Genomic DNA, 22,420 nt, shown 5'->3' with positions numbered 1-22,420 from the left:
TTTATTATACAAGTATACCAACAAACAACCCTAACAAAACACTTTTTCATTTTTTAACTCCTTTTCCCACTCTTCCCCAAAGAGTGGGTCTCTTTTTGTTTTGAGAAAATTTTCAGCTCTGACTAACAGATGTGAAACTTCTACCTAGATGATTTACTAGCGCTTCCCTAACTGTTATTATACCTTTTTTTATGCTACACTTTTTTTGAAATGTAACCGTTTTACAAAAAATAGAAGAGGAGAATTTTTATGTCTAAAAAACTAACATTTTTACTTATTCCGATTTTCTTTTTACTAAGTTTTAGTCTGTTGCCTAATCAATCAGATGCTACTCAAGCAAATTCAAAAGATCCGATCATGATGGCTTATTATCGTACATGGCGAGACGTTACAATGCCTCACGATGCAAATTCCACCTTGCCTGATCCAAACGTCACTGCCATGACAGATATTCCTGAAGGCGTAGATATTGTCTCTGTTTTCCATTATGTCAATCCTGGAACAAATCAACAGAAATTTTGGGATACCTTGAAAGATACTTACGTCCCTACACTGCATGCTAGAGGGACTCGTGTCATTCGGACAATCGATATAAGAGAAATTTGGAATGTTCCTCATGCAGGTACTACGCCCACGACAGCTGAATATGATAAATATGCACAACAACTGATTGATACTTATCTAACTCCGTGGAATTTAGATGGACTGGATGTTGATATGGAATCTAGTTTGACTGCGAAGCAAGAAGAAATGGCGGTTGGTACGTTCAACGCTTTATCTAAAAAACTAGGTCCAAATTCCAATTCTGGAAAATTATTGATTTATGATACAAATAAAGATAATCATTCTTTATTTAAAAAAACAGCCTCTTACTTTGATTATTTATTTGTCCAAGCATATGGCCGTTCAGTTAGTTCTTTAGATAATACATGGAATACCTACAAAACGTCAATTACGCCGCAACAATTTCTTCCTGGCATCTCTTTCCCAGAAGAACAAGATCACAACCGTTGGAATGATACGGTAGAACCATATGAAACAAGCCGAGCTTATTCTTATGCAAAATGGAATCCAAAAGATGGTCAAAAAGGCGGGATGTTTGTCTATGCTATCGATCGGGATGGTAAGACATATGGTGATGATACAATCACAAAAACCGATTTTAACTGGACGAAACGTTTGATCAATACAATGAATAATAACTAGTTAGGAATTTTTGTGTAAATCTTAAACCCTTCTTTAGAAAATATTTACATTTTTAGACAAATTAATACACAAAAAATTCATATTTAGTTTGTATTATATATGTATACCAACAAACAACCCTAACAAAACACTTTTTCATTTTTAACTCCTTTCCCGTCCTTCCCCAAAGGACGGGTATTTGCTTTCAATCACTACACTTCGTTTCGATCTCATTGTTGTAAATCACAAAGAACGAAGTGATTCGATGATGCACAATACAAGGTATCAGAAAGATACATTGCTCCCTTTATTTTCTAAGAGCTACAGCTCTAAGAATTAAAGGACTACAACTGGCTTTGCCAGAGTAGATGATGAGCTAAAAATAGTGAGAGAAGTCTTCTTACTTGTGAATCAAAAAAATAACGTGATTTAATAGTAAACAATACAAAAATACCCTTTAGAAAAGCTATTTCTTTCTACCAATCCAGTTCAAAAATAGACTACTGCCTCTTCTGTCTCTTTAATTCTACCTAACCACTTGCACTTATCCTTCCATTTGTTAAACTAAGATAGAACGCTATTGAAAAGGTGGAAAACAAATGGAATTAGCCATCCAGTTACCGAAGAATTTTAAAGAACAAACCGTCCGAGAACTGCTTGAACAAGAATGGTTAGTTCCTCGTAAAGTAAGACACTTTTTGCGCACTCGAAAAAATGTTTCGATCAATGGAGAGCCCGCTTTATTCCATTTTCCTGTGAAAAGTGGCGATATTGTTACTTTACAGTTTGAATCAGAAGACTATCCGATGCCTACGATTCTTTTGGGGAATGAGTCTAAAGTGAATATGCTGTTTGAAGATGACCATTTGATTATTTTAAATAAACCGATCGGCATGAAAACTCACCCGAATCAACCAAATGAAAATGACACACTACTTAACCATTTAGCCGCATACTTAGCACCTAAAAACCAAATCCCCTATGTGGTTCATCGGCTTGATAAAGAAACTAGTGGTGCGATTTTATTTGCTAAAAACCCTTTTGTATTACCGATTTTAGGCCGATTACTAGAAAGCAAGCTAATCTATCGGCGCTATCAATCAATCGTTTCAGGTATTCTAAAAGAGTCTATGACCATTCGAAAAAAAATTGGCCGTGATCGTCATGATCGACGAAAACGAGTGATTGATGAACGAAATGGCGATGGTGCTGTTACTCATGTTGAGGTTGAAACTTATGATCGAAAGACGAACCATACCACTATTTATTGTGTTCTGGAAACGGGACGAACGCATCAAATCCGTGTACATCTAGCAAGCATTGGGCATCCAATCATTGGTGATCCCTTGTATCATCCAAAACCTAATGGGCGCTTGATGCTTCATGCTTATGAGCTGCACCTGACACACCCATTTACTGGAGAAACGATTATGGCAGTTGCTGAGCCTAGTTTGTGGTAAGCTGAAACAGCTAGGAGAGAACTTTTTTGTTCTTTCCTAGCTGTTTATTATTTTTTCAATATTTCGTATAGTTTAGTTAAATCTAACTGTTTATACCCTTCAAAAAAAAGAGCCAATTCATCTAAAACCTTTTGATTCATCCCAGCTTGATCATTTTCAACTTGTAAAACCAACAATGGTTCATGCAAACTCATCCGCAGTAAAAACCAACCTCTCCCATACTCATCATAAACATTTACTCGAATTCCTTCATGATTTTCAGGATCGACTTTCATGCCTCGTTGACTTAAAACAAACCCACTTAAATCTCGAATTACTTGCTCTCCATAATCACGGACATGACTGTCCAAAATTTCAAAACGTAATTCTTGGGTTTCTGCTGGTTGTTTTAATGAACTGATCAAATCACCGAGTGTTGAGCCTTCTTTTTTTAATGTAGGTAACAACATCAGAATTTTAGCGATAACATAGGCCCCATCATCTAAATAGTAGTTTTCTTTAAAGGCTGCATGTCCACTTGTTTCGATCGCTAATTGGGTATCGATTCCCTCATCATTGAGTTCAATCATTTTGTTGATCACATTGCGGTAACCAGAAATATAACGCACTTGTTTGCCACCTTTTGACTCGATAAACTCTTTCAGATGGCTTGAAGTTGGTGAGTTTGTCACAATACTGCTACCAGGATATTCAGCCAAAACAATCGTCGCTAAGACCGCAATCAAATTATTTCGATTGATGACTTCGCCTGACGCATCTACCACTGCTGAGCGGTCCACATCCGTATCAAAAATCACCCCTAAATCAGCTTTGTTTTTCAAAACAGCTTGTTGGATGCTTGCCATTGCTTCTTTATTATCTGGATTAGGAATATGATTAGGGAACATACCGTCAGGTTCTAAAAATTGCGAACCTGTAATGTCTGCGCCAAGTTTTGCTAAGACTTTTTCCGCAAAGAAACCGCCTGCGCCATTACCAGCATCGACTATAATATGAAAACCAGATAAAGGTTTTTCTTCTGCCGTTTTCATGCCTTTACGAATTTTATCAGTTAAATCAGCAGAGTAATCTTCTAAAATCGAGTATTTGGTTACTGAGCCTTTTGCTACAAGTGCAGGTTCGTCAGCGTGTTCTAAGATAAAAGCAATGTCCGCTTTTTCTGCACCACCAGATTTAGTGAACAGCTTTAAGCCATTAAAATAATAAGGCAAATGACTGGCTGTGATCATAATTGCTGCATCACAATCATATTGCGGAAATTGCGTAGCCATAAACATGGCTGGCGTTGTCGCTAAACCAAAGTCTAAGACTTCGACATTTTGCTCAAAAAAGCTATCGATCAAGGCTTGTTTCAAACTATCTGCTGAAATCCGGCTATCATGACCGATACCGATTTTCAATTGTCCCGATTGATGTTTGTCAGCTAAGTTTTTTTCATCACGAAGCCAATGAACCATTCCGACTGCAATTTTCCCGACTTGCGCTGGTGTTAAGTTCGCTGTTTTTCCCTCATGTTCTACTGCTATTCCTCTTATATCTGACCCGTTTTGTAACGCTTTCAAATCCATGTAACCAAATCTCCCTTCATTTTTTGATTGGTTCTATTTTAATCCATCATTGCCTCAAAACGTTCAACAACAGCTACTGCGTCATCTTCCGAACGAGCAATAATAATGATGGTATCAACACCTGCGACCGTTCCTGCAATTTCTTCATAACTGACTTCATCTAAAAAATTAGTGACGACATCTGCTGCGCCCATATCTGTATGAACGATCACCATAAATTGGACACGTTCCATGCGAATCACTGAATCTTTCACAGATTCTTTTAGTTTTTCCTCACTGCTAGATGCTTGTTGTTGAGAAAATAAGGCGTATTTCACTCGACCATCTGAGCCGTGTGTTTTAACGATGCTCATTTCACGTACATCTCTTGAAACTGTTGCTTGGGTTGCTTTGACACCAGATTGTTCAAGAAGTGCAATCAGGTCGTCTTGGGTTTCTATTTCATTTTCTGTGATCAGTTGCTTGATCAACCGTTGTCGGTCTGCTTTTTTCATGTTTAGCTACACTTCCTGTTTTGGTTATTTTCTTTATTATAGCGAAAGTTGAGGAAATTTGCATTTCTTTTTGGTAAAAATTACTTTATTATGAGAAAAGAAAAAAAGTATGAACGACACTGCTCATAAGACTTACGTGTTGTTCATACTCTTTTTTAGCTGCTTCCTATTCTACTGAGTCTGTTTAAGGTCTAAGTCTATAACTAGGGAAGCATATTTCAATAATTGTTTATCATGTGTGACCATTACAACTGCTTTATTTTTTTCCGTTACTAGATATTGAAAATACTTTATTATAAATGAAGCATTTTCATCGTCTAAATTTCCAGTTGGTTCATCAGCAAAAATAATATCAAACGGCTTCAATAATGAACGAATCAGAGCGATTCTCTGTTGTTCTCCTCCACTCAATAAAAATACTTTTTTCGTTAAAATCGATTCTGATAATGAAAATTTTTCTAGAAGAAGCGTAAGATCACTTTTTTTAAACGATTTATTGTATTTAATAGCTAGTTTAAGATTTTCTAAAACCGTCATATTTTCTAGTAACCCATAGTTTTGAAACATATAGCTGATTACATTTTTTCTAATCCTTTGGCAATTTTTTTTCGTATTTTCAAATTGTTCATAGTTTAAACTTCCTGTATAGACCTTCTCCAATAAACTCAAATTATTAATGAGCGTCGTTTTTCCTGTACCACTCTTACCAGTTATTAAGATAAAATCTCCTGCTTTTACTGATAAGTTAAAATTGGTGACGATTTTCTTCTTATTGATTTCAATCGATAAGTTATTTGCTTCAAATATCATAAAAATCTCCTTTCAAAGTAATAGACTTACTATTCAAATAGATGCATCCATAAATGAAGCAGTTCAATAATGCAATGATGACAAGCGGTACTACTACAATCGAAGTTTGAGAATGTAAAACATTAAAGAGGACTACAGTAGTCAACTCTATGAGTATTGGAATCAATACAATATCAGTCATTTGATTAAATACTGAATACCCCAATATTTCTTTTACCAATCGTTTTTTTGCATTCAACTTGAATAAGATATACATAATTTGAACATTCAACGTGATAATCAAGATAATCAAGATACTATATTGAATACTTAGGTTAAAGACATTCGCTTCATTTCTTGCCGTCTCTTCTCCTCGTTCTTTAAAAACTGATAACGTAAAATTCACAATACCATTGAGACCTGAATCTTTCACATCTTGTTTAATCAGGTCAAAAGGCTCTTTTTTCGATGTACTATCAAAATCAATAAACAGACCACCATTCATCGTCAATATATTCCCCCAAAAGAGTCCATCCATTAATTTTGGGTTTACGACTACAGCTATAGGATCTTCGATTTTATTTTCGTCCGCTTGGGTTCCATAAAATGAGTTATAAGTGAAATACTTTTGTTGATTCTCAACATACAGCACTTGAATTTTTACTTTGTCCAATGAAATCAATCCATTTGAAGGTTCTTCCGTTAGCCTGAACTTCAGATCTGATAAATAGTTTTGCTTGATTTCTGCTTCATATTTCTGGTATTTTTGAGGCACTAACAATGACTGTGTATTAGCATCTGCATTCATTTGTTCCATTTCAGACGGGTTAATAAATTTTATGGGGTTAACCTTTAAATAATTTGTGTCAATGGTGATATCCGCCCCTCCTGGCGAAGTAATATATTCCTCTTTATCAGGGATTCTATCTTGTCCAATGATTATGGATTTTCCTTTTGAGTCATTTAAAACAGTATAGTTATAGGGAGCTATTATAAATGTTTTATGTTTTTTTGAAAGCTTTTCATAAAATAATTGAGCATTTTTCAAATAGGTTGTTTCTTCTAATGGGTCTCCTCTATCTAGTTGATTTGTTATATTTGTTTTATATAGATTTTCAGTTTTTGCCCACAATTGCGTTGATTGCTTTATCTTATTATAATGTTTGAACTCCTGCTTTATTTCTTGTGATTTCCCAAGAAACAGAAATAATGTGATACACAACGCTCCTCCAAGGATTATTGTTAATAATTTACTTGGCGCAGCTCCCTTTATATTATTCTTTAAATTTGTAAACTGATACAAAAATACTACGATCGAACTATAGACTATTAACGATAACAAGTAAACACATACGCAAAGTAATAATGACCAAACTAGGTTGAGAGTTATATCCCTAGATAAAATAATATATAGAGTTAAAGCTAGTAGCAGTCCGTAGACTATAGAAAAAGTTGACTTGATGGATTGGAATACAATTTGTCGAATAGAATAGCCCAAGATTTTTTTCAAAGAAATCATTTTCCTTTGTGAAAATGCTAATGAAATGATACAAACAAAGAAAAATATAATCAAGTACAACGTAATCAGATTTTGGTAGATGTTAACTGTAAATGTATCTGATATAACTGGGTTAGCTATCTTAATAGTTCCGTATTTTTGGAATACATCAATAAGCTTTTTATGGCGCCCATTCCCTTGGATGTAGAAAACATTTCCTAGTCCTATATTTTTTACGTATTCAAATGAATAAAGTTTTATTTTTAAATAATCACTAGGTAAATTGATACTTCCTATATTTTTTCGATTTCCATCAGAATAATTTGCCACACAAGAAGATTCTGAATTAGTAGGAAATACGCCCGATTTCAAGCGAAAGAATGGATTTATCTTAGGATTTGTCGAGAGAATACTTAATGTGTCTTTCGCAGTAAAATTGTACTGCGAAATTGTTATATCCTCTTTAAGAGAAGTCTCGTAAAGATCATAAACAAACTGTTTATAATTAATTCCGGGCTCATAAATAATATGCAGTTCCTTCGTATTATCATAAAGTGCCTTTTTTATATCTAATCCTTTTAATAAACTAGTAGCAGAAAATAGCAGTAACAGAAAAATTATCGTTGATAAACAAAAATTTATTTTTTTAATCATATGTATGCAACCTTTCTAAAAGAATAAAAAGAGGTCGAGATAAAGCAATTAGCTCCGAGAAATAAAAAGAAATTCACGAAAATCCCCAAGAATCACAGTGAGTTTACGAGCTGATGATGATTGGTACCTACCTTGTGTTATTCAAATTTTTGAGTATTTCTTCTTATTTTCAACGGAGCTGCTTTTTTATCGCCGTTTATCCATATTTAGCTACCTAGTAGACATTCCACCAACCTGTATTACCAGATAACGCGGCATTTGCAGTTGCATAAGCGCGTCTGCCAGCACCTTGCTTATCGCGGACAGAACCACCCCAACCATTCTTAGCTGTCGCACTATGCGTTCTTCTAGAGTGATCGTATCTTGCCCAGACTTTAAATCCATTAACACCACACGCAAAGTCTCCTCCACCAGCGGCATATCTTGATTGAGGAACAACATCATCTGGAGTTACACCATTGCGTGCTTCCATTCCACCTCCAAATAAAGCTTCCGGGTCTTCACTTGCTTGTACCGAAAAGCCACCCACAACCGTCGTTGCTAAAATCCCCAAAAATAAAATTGTCTTCTTCATACTATCGTCCTCCATTACTTTTTTGTTACCATTTCTAGTACAAACTTAGCTTACTAGCATTTGGCTATTTTTATAAAGAACTTATCGAGTTACATGACAAAAAAAGCCTGTACATTTAGATTTCCACCGTGGAAACTCAACTTTCCATGCCTAAATAATGCCTTTTTGGCACTTTACTTTTGCAACTACAATAAACTATTATTAATTTTCAATGTGAATTATGCTAAAATAAAATTGTGCATATTTATATTTACATAGGGAGGGAATATGGATTCTTTAGGTTATAAACTAAAAACATTAAGAACACAGAAAAAATACACACAAGAAGAATTGGCGAAACAGCTATTTGTCACACGGCAGACTATTTCAAAATGGGAAAATGGAAAAACGGTTCCAGACATTCAAACATTAAATAGAATTTGTGATTTCTATAATATCCAGTTATCATTTTTGTTATCTGAAGAAAGTTCTGAAAAAAAAGAAAGCTTTCACAATGAAAAGCTTATAAAGTACTTAGCTATTTGTATAAATATTGTTATTGTAATGATTCTTATATTTAATTTGATACAAAGCGCTTTTTTTCTACATACACATAGCGTTTTCACATGGTTTATTCTATTTTTGTTAGGAGTTATTCTATTGGCAAATATGATTATACTCTTCATTTCAACGGGTTATAAACTATATGTATTTAATGTTGTAGTTCCCGTTTTGATTCTTATTATTGTTCAGGCTATTGTAAGAAATCAATAAAAAGCTTCAAGATCTTTGTGATAAAAGATCTTAAAGCTTTTTACTATATTTTGATTACATTTGGTTTTATTTGCCTAGTTTTCCTTTAGCTCGATTCCTAGCTCATTTTTTAAATAATCGCCAAGATCTTGCTCTTCACCTGAAGAAGCATTTTTTATTTTCCATGTTTTTCCAATTTCATTTGGGACAGAACGTGTTCTTGAAATTGGTTGTTCGTCATCTTCTAGTAGCAAAGCACCATACTGATAGCCTTCTAGAATGTATGCTCCTCTTTCCTCACTATACGTAGCAAAGAACAAATATACCTCACCTGCTTGAAGTTCAATATCGCCATCTTCTCTCACTTCCACCCAATCCTCACTCTGAGTAATAGGGGGCCGGCCCAATTCAGCTCTCAAACGATTGTGTTTATCTACTTCTTCTTTTTCAGCGTTTTTAAATCGATCTTTTTCTTTGATAATACCACCTGATCTAATAAATGATACTTCTTTATCTGTTGTTCCTTCAATATTTTTCAATACTTCTAGCTTTCCATAAGTGTCAGGTAAAATGCTGTTGCTGTCAGTTTCAGAAAGATTGGCATCTACATCCGCTTTATCTATAGAGATTACACGGGCTAAGAAAATAGTGTTTGTATTTTCTTGAAGACTTTTTGGGTTGGTATTATCATACATTAGAAATGATTCTACTGTTGATGATTGTATGTTGGAACGATCAACTTCATCGAGATAAGAGTAGTAGTTTGTTTTTTGACTTCTGATGATGTTTCTTCTTTGGTTTTAGGTGTTACATTTGAACTGCTTTTTTCTGTTGGTTGCTCTTTGACTTCGGCATTTTTGGAAGACGTATTGTTGCAACCAGTTAAAAGAATGCTTGAGCAAAGAAGTGTTATTACAGTTAGTTTTTTCATTTTTTATCACCGTATTCTAGTCTACTAAAGACAATTTGACCTTATTTAGTAAAAACAATATTATAAAATCCAAACGTAGAGTTACTGTCAGCCAAAGCTATTTTTAGTGTCTCTACATTTGTAATATCATATTCATAATGCTGTGTGGTTATGTCTGCACGAATACTTTCTTGGTGTTTCTTTTCTCCATTGAACTCTATTTTCATCTTCCCATTTTCCAAAGAATTACTTGGTTCGTCTGTTCTCCCAACATCAAACTCTACTTTGATAAACTTATTATTTGTATTTAGTAACGCAAAATTTTCTCTCCAAGTAGATCCATTAATAACAAACCCGCCTTCAATATTTTTCCCTCCAACATAGTAATCATCTTCTACATCTTTAAGTGATTTGTAATCTTTTCCACCATACAAGATACCATACTGCTCCGATAATTTTTGTTTTGTAATCTTCTGATCAGATTTTTTTCCTATATAGATTGTCTTATCTTCATCATTATAATTTATTTCTTGATCAACAAAATTTTTCAATACATCTTCATTGTAATAGAACGTATCATTAACATCTGCAACTACATTATTTCCGTCTTCAATTGCCAAACCGTCCACTACTAAAGATGCTTTCGTTAGCTCAGCATAATTTTTCTCTTCTAAATCTTTATTCTTTTTAGACAACTTAGTTTTCTCTTGAGTCTGATCCGCTATCACTGATTTTAGTTCGCTATTCTCTTTTTTTAATTCATCAATTTCTGATATCTTATCCTCATATTCTGGAAAGAAAACAGGAACTCTTTCTTCTGGAATTACGTAAGGTAATGCAGTAATAATAATCCCTACATAAGCCACAATCAACGGTGAAAATTCTTTTATTAAATCGGATTTTGTTTGCTCTTGTTGATTTTTCTTCCTTGTATTTAATCTCCAAAACAAAAACATTGAAATAAAAATTAATAATAAGATAATCCCTAAAAATACTACTAAAAAAGTGCTCAATATGTAACTCTCCTTTTTCTATGATAAAATTCTTCTTCATTATAACAAAAACAAACAAAAAGTTATACATTATACTCTAAATACATAGATATAAATTCTATTAATAACTTTTTTTACACAAACTTACATTCCCCCATTACCTCTCAACCTAACTTAATTTGAAATAAAATAAGATAGAACGAAAAAACTCTAGCCAAACAAATCTCGTTCAGCTAGACAAAATAAAAAAGCACTCTGCAGGAAGATTGGTCGTCATCCTACAGAGCTTTATACAATGATAAATCAAGTTGCCTAAGTCAATAATGCGTATAGTTAAGAAAGAATGCTATCTACCAGAATCCGTAGCATTCGATCAGATAAACATTCTTCTAGGCTGACTGTTTGCTCGTTATTTTTTGTAAAATATTTAATACACTATCAGTACAATTTTTGATATACTATAACTAGTTGAATAACGGCTGAAGCTCTGAAAAAGGAGTTGATGCCATAAAGATATGTCTTTATCGCTTTTGTCCTGCTTTATTGCTTAGGAAAAGCGGTCCTTGAAAGATTTGTTAAAAGATATCGCTTCGAAAATAGTAGTCACACTTGTGGCTTACTATATTGTCGAAGGGATCAAACTTTTTATCACTTCTATTTTTGAGTAAAAAAAGACCACTATCTGCTCAGCTAAAGTAAGATAGTGGCAATTCGTCTTATCGAGCTTTAGTCAATATTCAACTAAAGAGTCAGTGTTATCAGCACTGGCTTTTTTGTAATCGTAATGATTATCGATTACCTTCTCTTTAATTATACCTTATAATATCTCTGAAAAGCAACTTAGCATACTTGCTTTTGTAAAATATTTAATACACTATCTGGAATTTTGGCACTTATAGCGGGAACAATTATTCTAATTGTCGCCTTATATAATTTGCTCTATAATTAATTATATATATACAACAAGAAAGATAACGATTCATCTCCCTTGTTGTATCTGTTCATTTATCCATTACTATTCTTCCAACATCCCATGCTCCACCAAATAATCATGCGCAACGGTCGCCGGATCTTTTTGCTCCACATTCACTTGGTAATTCATCTCACTCATTTCTTCTTCCGTGATCTTACCAACTAAAGGCTGCAATAATTCTTTTAATTCCGGGTATTTCTCAAGCGTTTCAGCTTTCAGCAATGGCGCACCTTGATACGGTGGAAATAGCTGTTTATTATCTTTTAAAATCACCAAATCATATTGCTTCAATTCACTATCAGTCGAATAAGCGTCTACCACATTCACATCCCCATTATTGATTGCTTGGTAACGTAATGACGGTTCCATCGACTTCACATCTAAATTCAAGTTGTACAATTTTTGCAATCCTTTATACCCATCTTCACGATCGATAAATTCTAGCGTAAAACCAGCTTTTAACTGACTTTCAACTTTTTTCAGATCTTCAATGGTTTTCAGACCGTTCTCTTCTGCAAATGATCGTTTGACTGCCACCGCATACGTATTTTGATAACGCATTGGTTCGAGATAATCCATATTTTCTTGTTTCTTAATTTGATCTCGTGCGTATTCGTACACTTCTCTTGGATCATTCGATGTATTTTTGTTGTCCTTCAAAAATGTTTCAAGTACGGTTCCTGTAAATTCAGGGTAGACATCGATTTCACCAGATTTTAGTGCATTAAATAGGAAACTGGTTTTCCCAAAGTTTGATTTTAAGTTTACGTGGATATCGCTATTTGCTTCAATTAATTCTTTATACATGTTGATCAGGATATCTGGTTCTGCACCTAATTTTCCTGCAACAGTGATTTCTTTTTGTTCTGCTTCATGATGAGTATAGACAAATGAACCCACTAATAAAGCAAGTAACACCATAAATGCGGCTACAATTCGTTTCACTGTAGCTTTTTCCAATAAATGGATCCCAAAGTTAAACAATACTGCTAAAACAGCGGAAGAAATTGCTCCAATCAAGATCAGGTACACATTGTTTCGGTCGATTCCAAGTAAAATGAATGTTCCGAGACCTCCTGCACCTATCAAGGCCGCAAGTGTCGCTGTTCCGATGATCATAACGGTTGCTGTGCGAATCCCTGAAATGATATAAGGTAACGCTAACTGCAACTCAAACTTGATTAGTTTTTCCCGTTTATTCATCCCAAAAGCTTCAGCTGCTTCTTCCAACGAAGGATCGATTTCAGTCAAGCCTGTATACGTATTTTGCAAAATCGGAAACAGGGCATAAATCACTAACGCCACAATAGCTGGTGGACTGCCAATCCCAATAACCGGAATCAGTAATCCTAATAAAGCCAGTGACGGAATCGTTTGGAAAATCCCCGTAATTTGCAGAACAAATTCAGCGACTTTTTTGTAATTCGTCAGTAGAATGGCTAACGGAATTGCAATAAGAATCGCAATCAATAATGACAATAACGATAGTTGGATATGTTCGACGACCGCTTGAATAAAGTCTTCTTTACGGGCAATGAATGTTTCAATCAGTTTTCCCATATTATTGATCACCTTCTATCTTTGTTTCTAAAAAGCGTAGAATCGTTCGATCTGTGATTTCACCGATTGGACCATCTTCATCGACTAATACAACGGTTTTTCCTTCTACAAGTATGCGGATCACCGTTGGTAAATCTGTTCCTAAATTCACGGTTGTTTCACTCTCTACTTGTCCATCCTCTACAAAACCAGCGGCTACTAAATCCTCTGCACAATAATTCTCCAAATTGGCATGCTCATGTTGGAAGAACTGTGCTACAAATTCATTGGCTGGATGACTTTTGATAGCTTCTGGTGTATCTGTTTGAACGATTTTACCGTCTTTCATCACACAAATCCGATCGCCTAAAAGAAGAGCCTCATTCATATCATGGGTCACAAAAACAACAGTGCTGGCTAATTCTTTATGCAGCTCTTTGATCAACAATTGTAATTGTCCTTTGGAAATTGGATCTAATGCACTGAACGGTTCGTCCATTAAAATAATATCTGGTTTGGCTGCGATCGCTCGTAAGATTCCGATCCGTTGTTGTTCGCCTCCAGATAATTCAGCTGGTTTTCGATGGAGGTATTCTTCTGGCGGTAAACTAACTTTTCTTAGTAATTCTTCCGTTCTTTCCCGTCTTTTGGCTTTGCTCCAGTGTTTCATTTCTGGAATCAATTCAATGTTTTCAGCAACTGTTAGATTTGGGAATAGCGCAATTTGCTGAAGGACATAGCCGATTGTTAAGCGTAGCTCTTTTAGATTGTAATCGATCAGCCTTTGCTCGTTAAAATAGATATCGCCGTCTGTTGGTTCGATCAAGCGATTGATCATTTTTAAAGTGGTTGTTTTTCCGCTCCCACTTGGACCGACTAATACAAAAAATTCACCGTCCTCAATTGAGACATCGAAGTCTTCCAATACTAATTGGTCGTTGTATTTTTTTGATACGTTTTGGAAATTAATCATTTGTTCACCTCATTTTTTCTTGTGTGCACGTGCTATTTATCTTTAGGTAATCTTTCATTATTTTTAAGTATGTTTATAAGTATACTTGAAAATGTCCGATGTTTCTAACGACTTGTTTCTATTGTACAGAAAAAAACCTGACAACTGTCTGTCAGGTTTTCTGATTTTTTTAAATTAGCGTGGCGAAGTTTATTTCGCCAAACGATAAATCGCATCCGCATAAATTGCTGTTGCACGGAATAAATCATCCAACGCCATAAATTCATTGGCTTGGTGCATTGTATCTGTATAGCCTGGGAACATTGCACCATAAGCGACACCACGTTTTAGTAAACGTCCGTACGTTCCGCCACCGATGATTTGTTCATGACCTTTTTGACCAGTATGATCTTCGTAAACTTGTAATAATGTTTCAACTAATGGATCATCTGCTGGAACATAATGCGGTTCTTGATTACGTCCGCCTTGAACGATTTCTGCACCGATAGCGCCTGCTGTAGCTTTCACACCAGTTTCTAAATCAGCAGCCGTTGTTCCTTTAGGGTAACGGAAATTCAAGCTCATAAAGTTGCCTTCTTCAGCATCTTTCTTGAAGACGAATAAACCAGCGTTCATTGTTAATTTACCCATCTTAGCATCTTCAAAAGCTACGCCTAATTTTTCCCCATAGAAATCTTCATGGACAAGTGTTGCTGCAACTTGAATAAATTCTTTCGCTGCGCCAGCAAATGCATAGCTGTTTAGGAATACTGCTAAGAATGTCGCCGCATTGATCCCTGATTGCGGACTAGCACCATGTGCACCTTTTCCTACAACTTTGATCGTTACACTTGTACCATTCGCTTCTAACTCGCCAGAAATCGGCTCTTCATCCACAAATACACTAAATGCGCCTTGCATTTTTTCTGCCGCTTCGGCAGTTGGAACAGTGATTACAGCGGTTGCTGTACCTGGAACCATGTTTTCACGTAAACCAGCATTGAAGCTTTCTAAAACATATTCGCCTTCGCTTGATCCGCCAAAACGAGCGTATAAAGAGACATTCCCTTTTTCACCATTGATGATTGGGAATTCTGCATCTGGAGAGAACCCGAAATCAGGAGTTTCTTCATGTTTGAAGTAATAATCCATATCACCCCAGCCACTTTCTTCGTCACTACCAACGACAAAACGAACTTTTTTAGATAATGGTACACCTAAATCTTTGATGATTCGTAATGCATAATAAGCGGCCATACTTGGGCCTTTATCGTCACTTGAACCACGGGCAAAGATTTTACCGTCTTTGATGACAGGCTCATAAGGATCCGTATCCCAACCATCACCAGCAGGAACAACGTCCATGTGACCGAAAATTCCTAACGTTTCATCGCCTTCGCCGTATTCAATATGACCAGCATAGTTATCAACATTTTTCACAGCAAAACCATCACGTTCGCCATACGCTAACATATGTTTTAAGCCAGCAACAGGTCCTGGTCCAAATGGTGCATCTGGTGTTACTTTTGAGTCATCACGCTCACTATTGATGCGTAATAGATTTTGTAAATCTTCTAATAGCGCATCTTTACGTGCGTCTACTTCTTTTTGCCAATCAATTGTCATTTTTTAGTCACTCCAATTCATTATTCTACCTCCCCATCATACCACTAACTGGCTTAAAAGAAAAAGGCGGGAACAGTTTTTTTCTGTAATATTTTGCGCTTCATTCTAAACAGTTTTATACTGAAGGTAAATCACGAAAGGAGAATATTCAGATGAAAGAACTATCAAAAGAAAATTTGACTGCTGTGATCAAGACTCGCCTACAAAATTCTCACAAAGGAACCTTTGGACGTTCCGTTTTGATTGGTGGAAATGACTCGTATGGCGGAGCAATCATTATGAGTGCAGAAGCTTGCGTTAAAGCAGGTTGTGGCTTAACTTCTGTTAGTACAGCTGAAAAAAATCATACTGCACTTCATGCTCGCTTACCTGAGGCGATGGTTCTTGATTGGACGCTCACTCAAGAATTCAATGATTTAATTGATACAGCAGATGTCATTTTAATTGGACCTGGTCTAGGGTTAGATACTCATAGTCAACATATTTTAGACAACGTCTTACAACAGCAAAAATCGTCCCAGTGGCTTGTGATCGACGGGTCTGCTATTACTTTATTTGCGCAAAATCATTATTCTTTAAACTACCCAAAACAAGTTGTATTCACACCTCATCAAATGGAATGGGAACGTCTAAGTGGCCTTAAAATCATTGATCAAACTGTCGAAAATAACCAACTTTGGCAAATGAAACTAGGGGCTACGATTGTTTTAAAAAGCCATCGAACTGAAATTTATACCGCCAACGCAAAATACAAAAACCCCTTAGGATCACCTGCCATGGCAACTGGTGGTATGGGTGATACACTTGCTGGGATGATTGCTAGTTTTCTAGCGCAATTTAAAGAAAAAGAAGCGGCCGTTTGTGCAGCCGTTTATTTGCATAGTTTCATTGGAGAAGAATTAGGGAAAGAAAATTACGTGGTCTTACCGACTGAAATCAGTAAGAATTTGCCCTATTACATGAAACGTTTTGAACAGTTACACAATAAAACAGAAGAAAAACGATAATCATTTTTCCTCTGTTTTATTTTCTAGGTATCCTGTTTGTAAAATTCTCATATAAATCTCTGCCCGTTCTGCTAAAAAATCCATTTGTTTGACCTCGGTAACTTCTGGATCAGCTTTCAAAAGCTGCAAACTTTCAGTAGAGATTTGATTAAATACACCCAAAACTAACTGAACAACATTTTGTTTTTCAATGCCTTTTTTGATCGGCAATTGTCCAAGAATTCTAGTTAATAACGGATAGGTGATGTTCGTATTTTCATCCATATACTGTGTTAACTTAGCTTGGATTCCTTTTGGTAGCAGTTGTTTTTGTGTATATGCCACTTTCAACAATTGAAGATGTTTCGGATAAGCTTGTTCTAATTTCATTTTATGCTGAATCGATACAACTATGACTTCTACCAAATCTGGATTCTTTTCCGTAAATAAACCCTTTGATTGTTCAGTTAAAAAATCAACCACTGCACTGATCGTTCGTTCATATAATACGTGTTTTTTACCAAAATAATGGAAAATCAATCCTTTTGAAACTTCAGCATCGTTTGCAATCTGATCCGTACTGGATTTTTGATATCCATACTTTGCAAAATGGCTTAATGCCGCTTCTAAAATTCGGTCGTATTTTTTTTGATCGATCTTGACTTCGTTCACTAGACTTTCAAATCCTTCCGTTGATAAACTCCATATGTTCCAGCTAAAAATAAAATAAGCAGGACACTCAATGAAGCCACATTTCCAACAGATAACCCTTTATCCAACAAGTTGCCTGGAATCCCCATATGTGTGGGTGAAACATTTTTTGCCCAACTAAATGAGTCATTCAAATCTGAAAAAATGCCAATTAAATAAAACCCAAACACAATACCTAATGAAATACTGGTACTTTGTTTACTAGATTTTAAAAATGTCGAAACAAAAAAGCCCAGTGTTAAGAAAAACAACAAAATCAAACTTTCTTGGATATAGATTCTACTGATTTCTCTGATGATCGTTGCAGCAGAATCACTTGATTGGCGATATAATAGCGTTGAACCTACAGAAACTGCAAATGAAAATAACCAAAAAATAGCTAGAATCAATACATTTCCTACAAATTTACTTGTCACGATCCCAATACGTGTTACAGGTTGTGCATATAAGAATTCAATCGTGCCATCTGTCTCTTCTTTGATCAAAGACTGACTTCCCAGCATCATAGCATAAATGCATGCTGCTAAAAACATATACTGAAAATAGTAACCAAAGAACCCGGTAGCTACTAAAAAGCTTGTTTGTCCACTCACGCTAATGTTGAACGTCTTTAGTAAGGATGGAGATAACCCGTTCAATTTAGCTCCCAAAAGATCCTCCATCGCTGAACTGTGCATTTGGGGATAAACTGCACTAAAGCCAAAAATAATAACGGCAAATAAAATAGTCCAAATGATCAGCCCCTTTACTAACGACTTACTTTCGATTTTTGCTGTAATCATTTTCCATCTCCTCCTTCATACAAGGCCATAAACTGATCTTCTAATTCAGGATTTGTGATCGTAAAATCTTGAATCGAAGTATCACTCAATAGTGGCAGGACTTTACGTAAATCACCTTCGTATAATAATCGAGTTTCATTTCCTTGGTGTTTTAAAATAGCAGCACCCATTTGTTCAAATAACGACAATGGGATGTGATCACCAATCAATGTGATGACTTTACCTAATGATTTTTCCTTTGTAATATCTTGAACTGTGATGATTTTTCCTTGACGAATAAAGGCTGCTCGATGTGCGTGTTGTTGAACTTCATTTAAATCATGGCTAGATAAAAAAATTGTCATGCCTTTTTTATTGTATTTTTCTAACTCTTCAAATAGACGGTGCTGCATCAATGGGTCCAACCCGTTGGTAGGTTCGTCTAAAATCAGTAATTCTGGATTTGGTAAGATACCTGCTGTAATCGCAATTTTCTTTTTATTTCCTAGTGATAGATCGGACATTTTTTTACGAGCATCTATATCAAACAACTCAATAAAATAATCGATTTGCTGTTTGCTGTTTTTTAGTTGGTGAAAATCAGCCACGTATTTAAGCACGTCAATTGTTGTCATATTTGGATAAAAACGGACATCGCTTGATACATAACCTGTACGCTTACGAATTTCTTTAACATCTTTAATGCTATCCAAACCAAGTAAAGTAGCTGTTCCTTGATCAGGATAGATAAAATTTAGCATGGCTTTGATTGTCGTTGATTTTCCGGCACCATTTGGACCGATAAAACCGTAGATTTCACCTTTTTCTACTGATAAATCTACTTGATCGATAGCTGCTTGTTTTTTGTATAGCTTGGTCAACCCTTTCAGTTCAATAACATTCATTTTATTATTCCTCCTCATTGACTAGCCAGTCAATAGAAGTATATACCTGTACTGACTGGCTAGTCAAAGAAAAAACAACAAGAAAGAATTGTTTAAAATAAACAGTCGCTTCTTGTTGTCTTTTCTTGCACCTTTTAGAAATTTATATATTGTTGTACGAATAAACAGCGAGAAAAAAGCAAACTAAACTCCGTTCTGATCATCTCAATTCTCGGAGCTAAAACCTTTTATTTAGGTCTTCAAGCTCTTTTTCAGTCAAAGCTCGATATTCACCTAAGGCCAAGTCTTCATCTAGCCATAACGTTCCCATTCGCAACCGTTTTAGGTAAACTACTTTTTTATCGACCGCTTCAAACATGCGTTTTACTTGATGAAATTTTCCTTCTTGAATAATCAAACGTATTTCTGAGATTTCGCTTGTTTCGTCTACTGATTCAATCATTAGTTCACTCGGTTTGACTTGCTCTTTATTGTTCAACGCAAATCCTTCCGCAAACTGACGTACATCTTTTTCAGTTACGACTCCTTGAACTTTTGCGAAGTATTCTTTGTCTACATGTTTTTTAGGAGATAATAATTGATGAGCCAGTTGTCCATCATTCGTTAACAGCAATAAACCTTCTGTATCCTTATCCAGACGACCGACAGGAAATAGATCTTCGCGATAGTCTTCATTTCTTAGTATATCTATTACTGTTTGATCCCATTTATCTTCTGTTGCTGAGATCACGCCTTGCGGTTTGTGCAACAAATAATAGTAATATTTTTGATAGGTTAATGTTTCTCCAGCAAATTTAATGCTATCCTGCTTTTCATCAATGTGTGTCTTACCATCTTTGATGACCTTCTCATTTACAGTGACTAATCCTTTTTTCAACAATTGTTTGGCTTCTTTCCGACTGCCAACTCCAGTTTCTGCAAGAAATTTATCTAAACGCATATGATCCTCCAGTTTTAAAAGCGTATGTATTTTAACGAAAATAGCGGAACATTGCGTCCCGCTATTGATTTCGTTTTATTTATTTTATTTTCAACTTACGACGAATTTTAACTACACTTGCTCCTAGTAATTTGTCCGCTAAGCGCAGTTTTAATGTGATATATCCGTATACTGCCCCGCCAAATGCCGCTACGATCATGATAATCACAAAAGATTGGAATTTGCGTGTTGGATCCAAGAATAGATACAAGAATTGTCTCATCACGATTGCTGCAATCACCATTACTAATGTGATCAAGAAAATCAATAATCCACGTCGTAACGTCAAGCCAAAATTGAAGTGACTGACTTTCTTGATTTTTCTCATGATCAACACGCAAGATAGCGCAAACCCGATCATCGTAGCAATCAATGGGCCATAAACTTCGAAAAGTCGTATACTTGGATATTGAATAATCAATTTCAAAGCAAGACCTAAACCAAAGTATTTGATGGCGGCCTTATTCTCATACATCCCCATTAACATTGTTGATGATAACATATATAATCCCATAAACAAACCAGCAAAACAGGCTTGAATCAAGACCGAAACACCTAAGTCATCTGGTGCATAAAACATTGTATAAAGTGGTTTTGCTAAGACGATCATACCGAATGTCGCCGGCAACATCACAAACATAAACAATTGAAAATTGTTACTAATCAATTTAGACAAATCACGGTATTTTTTCAAGGTAATCGCTTCAGTGATCAATGGTAACCCTGTAGCTGAAATAGAGGTTGCTAACGCAATCACTACCATTGTTAGTTTATCTGGATTTGCATTAAATATTGCAAACAAAGTTCTCAACTGACTGCCAGAATATGCGGTAAAGGTATTCATAAAATTAGAAAATGTAAACTGGTCAACTAGTTTAAAAACTGTCACACCTGATCCAACAATAATAAACGGAATTGCTTCTTTTAAAGTCTCTGTCAATAAATCTCGAGTTGAAGCTTCATGCTCATTGGCACTGTGAGCTTCAAGATAGTCAAACATTGGTTTTTGTTTACGAATATAGTAAAGCAAAACAACTAAGCTAGCTAACATTCCTACGAATGCGGCAAGTGTTGATTGTGTTACTGCATCAACATAATTTCCATCGATGACTTTCATAATGATAAATGCTGTCAATAACATATAAAAAACACGTGCAACTTGTTCAACAATTTGTGACAAAGCATAAGGCATCATATCTTGGTTTCCTTGGAAATAACCTCGAACAACGCTCATACAAGGAAAAATCAATACAGCTAAACTTAGTGAACGCATCGTTGGAATCAATTCTTCTCCGCCGCCTGACCACTTAGCTAGAAGTGGTGCTGCAAGATACATGATGATTGCAAAAATAGCACCTAAAATAGCCATCAACTGAAGAGCCTTATAAAAAAGCTGTCGGCTGAGCTTATATTCATTCAATGAATTGTAATAAGAGGTCTGCTTAGCTATAGCCGCAGGAAGCCCCGCTGTAGATATTAATAAAAAGAGAGCATACACAGTATATCCCATTGAAGATAAACTATTTGCTTCGTTGGCGTGTTCTCCCATCCATGCGTACCATGGGATAATGTATACCGCACCCAACAAACGAGAAATTATATTACTAGCTGTCATCCAAGCAGATCCTTTAACCATTTTCTCTTGGTTAGTCAAGATCGGTTGATCAGCAGGATTTGGTTGATTTATCATTTAACTCCTCCAACTTTCTTTGAACATGCTTTCTTTATTTTAATTGTTAAACCAAGTATATGCAACGACTTTCTTGAATAAATTAACTTATTTATACTTTCCACACAGATTTTGTAAAAAAACAGTCGTTTTCATATTTTAAATATCTAAAAACCAACGAAACACTTCATTTATAACTATTCCATTTTTGTTTATATTAAAAGAAAAAAACGCTCTATACTAATTAGATTTTGTGATTATTTTTATATTAGATAAAAAAACATTTATTATATGGTTGTTATTTTAATTCCTTTTTTATATTAGAATGAGACGTATTTACATTGAGAATATCGCAATCTTTTTTCCCCACCTACCAGTCAAGCGCCTTGAAGTTTTGACGTTTAAATTGTATGATGAATTTCTAAAGTTTTCTATCCAAAAAATCTGAAAATCAGATTATTAG

The 22,420-nt window shown here is 35.3% G+C and carries 20 protein-coding genes; 4 read left to right on the top strand and 16 right to left on the bottom strand.

Going from position 1 to position 22,420, the window contains the following annotated elements; translation table 11 throughout:
- The first annotated feature begins 249 nt into the window (after positions 1–249).
- Positions 250–1,206 carry an endo-beta-N-acetylglucosaminidase family protein gene (locus I583_RS15615; protein ID WP_010762381.1) on the top strand — a complete coding sequence of 319 codons (957 nt, stop codon included), beginning with the start codon at positions 250–252 and terminating at the stop codon, positions 1,204–1,206.
- Between the two features lie 578 nt (positions 1,207–1,784).
- Positions 1,785–2,645 (top strand): RluA family pseudouridine synthase, encoded by an 861-nt coding sequence (locus I583_RS15610; protein WP_010762380.1) that lies wholly within the window; start codon positions 1,785–1,787, stop codon positions 2,643–2,645.
- 47 nt (positions 2,646–2,692) lie between these two features.
- Here I583_RS15610 and I583_RS15605 read toward each other — a convergent pair whose 3' ends face one another.
- From I583_RS15605 to I583_RS15585, 5 genes are all read right to left on the bottom strand, one after another.
- Positions 2,693–4,213 (bottom strand): phosphohexomutase domain-containing protein, encoded by a 1,521-nt coding sequence (locus I583_RS15605; protein WP_010762379.1) that lies wholly within the window; start codon positions 4,211–4,213, stop codon positions 2,693–2,695.
- A 38-nt stretch (positions 4,214–4,251) separates the two neighbouring features.
- A complete protein-coding gene (gene argR, locus I583_RS15600; RefSeq protein ID WP_010762378.1) occupies positions 4,252–4,707 on the bottom strand; it encodes an arginine repressor in 456 nt (151 codons plus the stop codon).
- Between the two features lie 171 nt (positions 4,708–4,878).
- Positions 4,879–5,517: an ATP-binding cassette domain-containing protein gene (locus tag I583_RS15595; RefSeq protein ID WP_010762377.1), complete on the bottom strand. Its 639-nt coding sequence runs from the start codon at positions 5,515–5,517 to the stop codon at positions 4,879–4,881.
- The gene (locus I583_RS15590) at positions 5,507–7,648 is read right to left on the bottom strand and encodes a hypothetical protein (RefSeq protein WP_010762376.1); all 2,142 of its coding nucleotides are present in this window, start codon (positions 7,646–7,648) and stop codon (positions 5,507–5,509) included. The genes I583_RS15595 and I583_RS15590 overlap by 11 nt, the downstream gene beginning before the upstream one ends.
- 214 nt (positions 7,649–7,862) lie before the next feature.
- The gene (locus I583_RS15585) at positions 7,863–8,222 is read right to left on the bottom strand and encodes a lactococcin 972 family bacteriocin (protein WP_010762375.1); all 360 of its coding nucleotides are present in this window, start codon (positions 8,220–8,222) and stop codon (positions 7,863–7,865) included.
- Between the two features lie 267 nt (positions 8,223–8,489).
- On the opposite strand from I583_RS15585, the gene I583_RS15580 reads away from it, so the two are divergent.
- A complete protein-coding gene (locus I583_RS15580; RefSeq protein ID WP_010762374.1) occupies positions 8,490–8,975 on the top strand; it encodes a helix-turn-helix domain-containing protein in 486 nt (161 codons plus the stop codon).
- A 74-nt stretch (positions 8,976–9,049) separates the two neighbouring features.
- Here I583_RS15580 and I583_RS15575 read toward each other — a convergent pair whose 3' ends face one another.
- The 6 genes from I583_RS15575 to pepV all read right to left on the bottom strand — a co-directional run bounded on the left by I583_RS15575 (position 9,050) and on the right by pepV (position 15,946).
- Positions 9,050–9,649 carry a hypothetical protein gene (locus I583_RS15575; RefSeq protein ID WP_010762373.1) on the bottom strand — a complete coding sequence of 200 codons (600 nt, stop codon included), beginning with the start codon at positions 9,647–9,649 and terminating at the stop codon, positions 9,050–9,052.
- Between the two features lie 11 nt (positions 9,650–9,660).
- Complete coding sequence (locus I583_RS15570) at positions 9,661–9,885, bottom strand: hypothetical protein (protein ID WP_034683658.1); 225 nt, start codon at positions 9,883–9,885, stop codon at positions 9,661–9,663.
- Between the two features lie 41 nt (positions 9,886–9,926).
- Positions 9,927–10,877 carry a hypothetical protein gene (locus I583_RS15565; RefSeq protein ID WP_010762372.1) on the bottom strand — a complete coding sequence of 317 codons (951 nt, stop codon included), beginning with the start codon at positions 10,875–10,877 and terminating at the stop codon, positions 9,927–9,929.
- Positions 10,878–11,871: 994 nt separating this feature from the next.
- Entirely contained in the window at positions 11,872–13,389 is a 1,518-nt protein-coding gene (locus tag I583_RS15560) for an ABC transporter permease/substrate-binding protein (RefSeq protein WP_010762371.1), read from the bottom strand.
- Position 13,390: 1 nt separating this feature from the next.
- Positions 13,391–14,341 carry an ABC transporter ATP-binding protein gene (locus tag I583_RS15555; RefSeq protein WP_010762370.1) on the bottom strand — a complete coding sequence of 317 codons (951 nt, stop codon included), beginning with the start codon at positions 14,339–14,341 and terminating at the stop codon, positions 13,391–13,393.
- A gap of 189 nt (positions 14,342–14,530) precedes the next feature.
- A complete protein-coding gene (gene pepV, locus I583_RS15550) occupies positions 14,531–15,946 on the bottom strand; it encodes a dipeptidase PepV (RefSeq protein WP_010762369.1) in 1,416 nt (471 codons plus the stop codon).
- A gap of 152 nt (positions 15,947–16,098) precedes the next feature.
- Here pepV and I583_RS15545 point away from each other — a divergent pair, with 152 nt between their 5' ends.
- Positions 16,099–16,953: an NAD(P)H-hydrate dehydratase gene (locus tag I583_RS15545; protein WP_010762368.1), complete on the top strand. Its 855-nt coding sequence runs from the start codon at positions 16,099–16,101 to the stop codon at positions 16,951–16,953.
- Here I583_RS15545 and I583_RS15540 read toward each other — a convergent pair whose 3' ends face one another.
- The 5 genes from I583_RS15540 to I583_RS15520 form a co-directional block, all read right to left on the bottom strand.
- Positions 16,954–17,604, bottom strand: coding sequence for a TetR/AcrR family transcriptional regulator (locus tag I583_RS15540; protein ID WP_010762367.1), 651 nt, complete (start codon positions 17,602–17,604; stop codon positions 16,954–16,956).
- The gene (locus I583_RS15535; RefSeq protein WP_010762366.1) at positions 17,604–18,425 is read right to left on the bottom strand and encodes an ABC transporter permease subunit; all 822 of its coding nucleotides are present in this window, start codon (positions 18,423–18,425) and stop codon (positions 17,604–17,606) included. The genes I583_RS15540 and I583_RS15535 overlap by 1 nt, the downstream gene beginning before the upstream one ends.
- The gene (locus I583_RS15530) at positions 18,422–19,309 is read right to left on the bottom strand and encodes an ABC transporter ATP-binding protein (RefSeq protein WP_010762365.1); all 888 of its coding nucleotides are present in this window, start codon (positions 19,307–19,309) and stop codon (positions 18,422–18,424) included. Before I583_RS15530 ends, I583_RS15535 begins: the two co-directional genes overlap by 4 nt.
- Before the next feature lie 217 nt (positions 19,310–19,526).
- A complete protein-coding gene (locus I583_RS15525; protein ID WP_010762364.1) occupies positions 19,527–20,249 on the bottom strand; it encodes a pseudouridine synthase in 723 nt (240 codons plus the stop codon).
- Between the two features lie 79 nt (positions 20,250–20,328).
- On the bottom strand, positions 20,329–21,978 hold the full coding sequence (locus I583_RS15520; protein WP_010762363.1) for a putative polysaccharide biosynthesis protein: 1,650 nt from the start codon (positions 21,976–21,978) through the stop codon (positions 20,329–20,331).
- Between the last annotated feature and the right edge of the window lie 442 nt (positions 21,979–22,420).

This window comes from Enterococcus haemoperoxidus ATCC BAA-382 (genome assembly GCF_000407165.1).
GTDB classification, from domain to species: domain Bacteria; phylum Bacillota; class Bacilli; order Lactobacillales; family Enterococcaceae; genus Enterococcus_L; species Enterococcus_L haemoperoxidus.
Note: the sequence above shows the minus strand (reverse complement) of the source record. Positions and strands in the feature narration are given on the sequence as shown.

Coding starts and splice junctions, on each gene's coding strand:
- I583_RS15615 (WP_010762381.1), top strand. CDS start 250: ATGTCTAAAAAACTAACATTTTTACTTATTCCGATTTTCTTTTTACTA.
- I583_RS15610 (WP_010762380.1), top strand. CDS start 1,785: ATGGAATTAGCCATCCAGTTACCGAAGAATTTTAAAGAACAAACCGTC.
- I583_RS15605 (WP_010762379.1), bottom strand. CDS start 4,213: ATGGATTTGAAAGCGTTACAAAACGGGTCAGATATAAGAGGAATAGCA.
- argR (WP_010762378.1), bottom strand. CDS start 4,707: ATGAAAAAAGCAGACCGACAACGGTTGATCAAGCAACTGATCACAGAA.
- I583_RS15595 (WP_010762377.1), bottom strand. CDS start 5,517: ATGATATTTGAAGCAAATAACTTATCGATTGAAATCAATAAGAAGAAA.
- I583_RS15590 (WP_010762376.1), bottom strand. CDS start 7,648: ATGATTAAAAAAATAAATTTTTGTTTATCAACGATAATTTTTCTGTTA.
- I583_RS15585 (WP_010762375.1), bottom strand. CDS start 8,222: ATGAAGAAGACAATTTTATTTTTGGGGATTTTAGCAACGACGGTTGTG.
- I583_RS15580 (WP_010762374.1), top strand. CDS start 8,490: ATGGATTCTTTAGGTTATAAACTAAAAACATTAAGAACACAGAAAAAA.
- I583_RS15575 (WP_010762373.1), bottom strand. CDS start 9,649: ATGTATGATAATACCAACCCAAAAAGTCTTCAAGAAAATACAAACACT.
- I583_RS15570 (WP_034683658.1), bottom strand. CDS start 9,885: ATGAAAAAACTAACTGTAATAACACTTCTTTGCTCAAGCATTCTTTTA.
- I583_RS15560 (WP_010762371.1), bottom strand. CDS start 13,389: ATGGGAAAACTGATTGAAACATTCATTGCCCGTAAAGAAGACTTTATT.
- I583_RS15555 (WP_010762370.1), bottom strand. CDS start 14,341: ATGATTAATTTCCAAAACGTATCAAAAAAATACAACGACCAATTAGTA.
- pepV (WP_010762369.1), bottom strand. CDS start 15,946: ATGACAATTGATTGGCAAAAAGAAGTAGACGCACGTAAAGATGCGCTA.
- I583_RS15545 (WP_010762368.1), top strand. CDS start 16,099: ATGAAAGAACTATCAAAAGAAAATTTGACTGCTGTGATCAAGACTCGC.
- I583_RS15535 (WP_010762366.1), bottom strand. CDS start 18,425: ATGATTACAGCAAAAATCGAAAGTAAGTCGTTAGTAAAGGGGCTGATC.
- I583_RS15530 (WP_010762365.1), bottom strand. CDS start 19,309: ATGAATGTTATTGAACTGAAAGGGTTGACCAAGCTATACAAAAAACAA.
- I583_RS15525 (WP_010762364.1), bottom strand. CDS start 20,249: ATGCGTTTAGATAAATTTCTTGCAGAAACTGGAGTTGGCAGTCGGAAA.
- I583_RS15520 (WP_010762363.1), bottom strand. CDS start 21,978: ATGATAAATCAACCAAATCCTGCTGATCAACCGATCTTGACTAACCAA.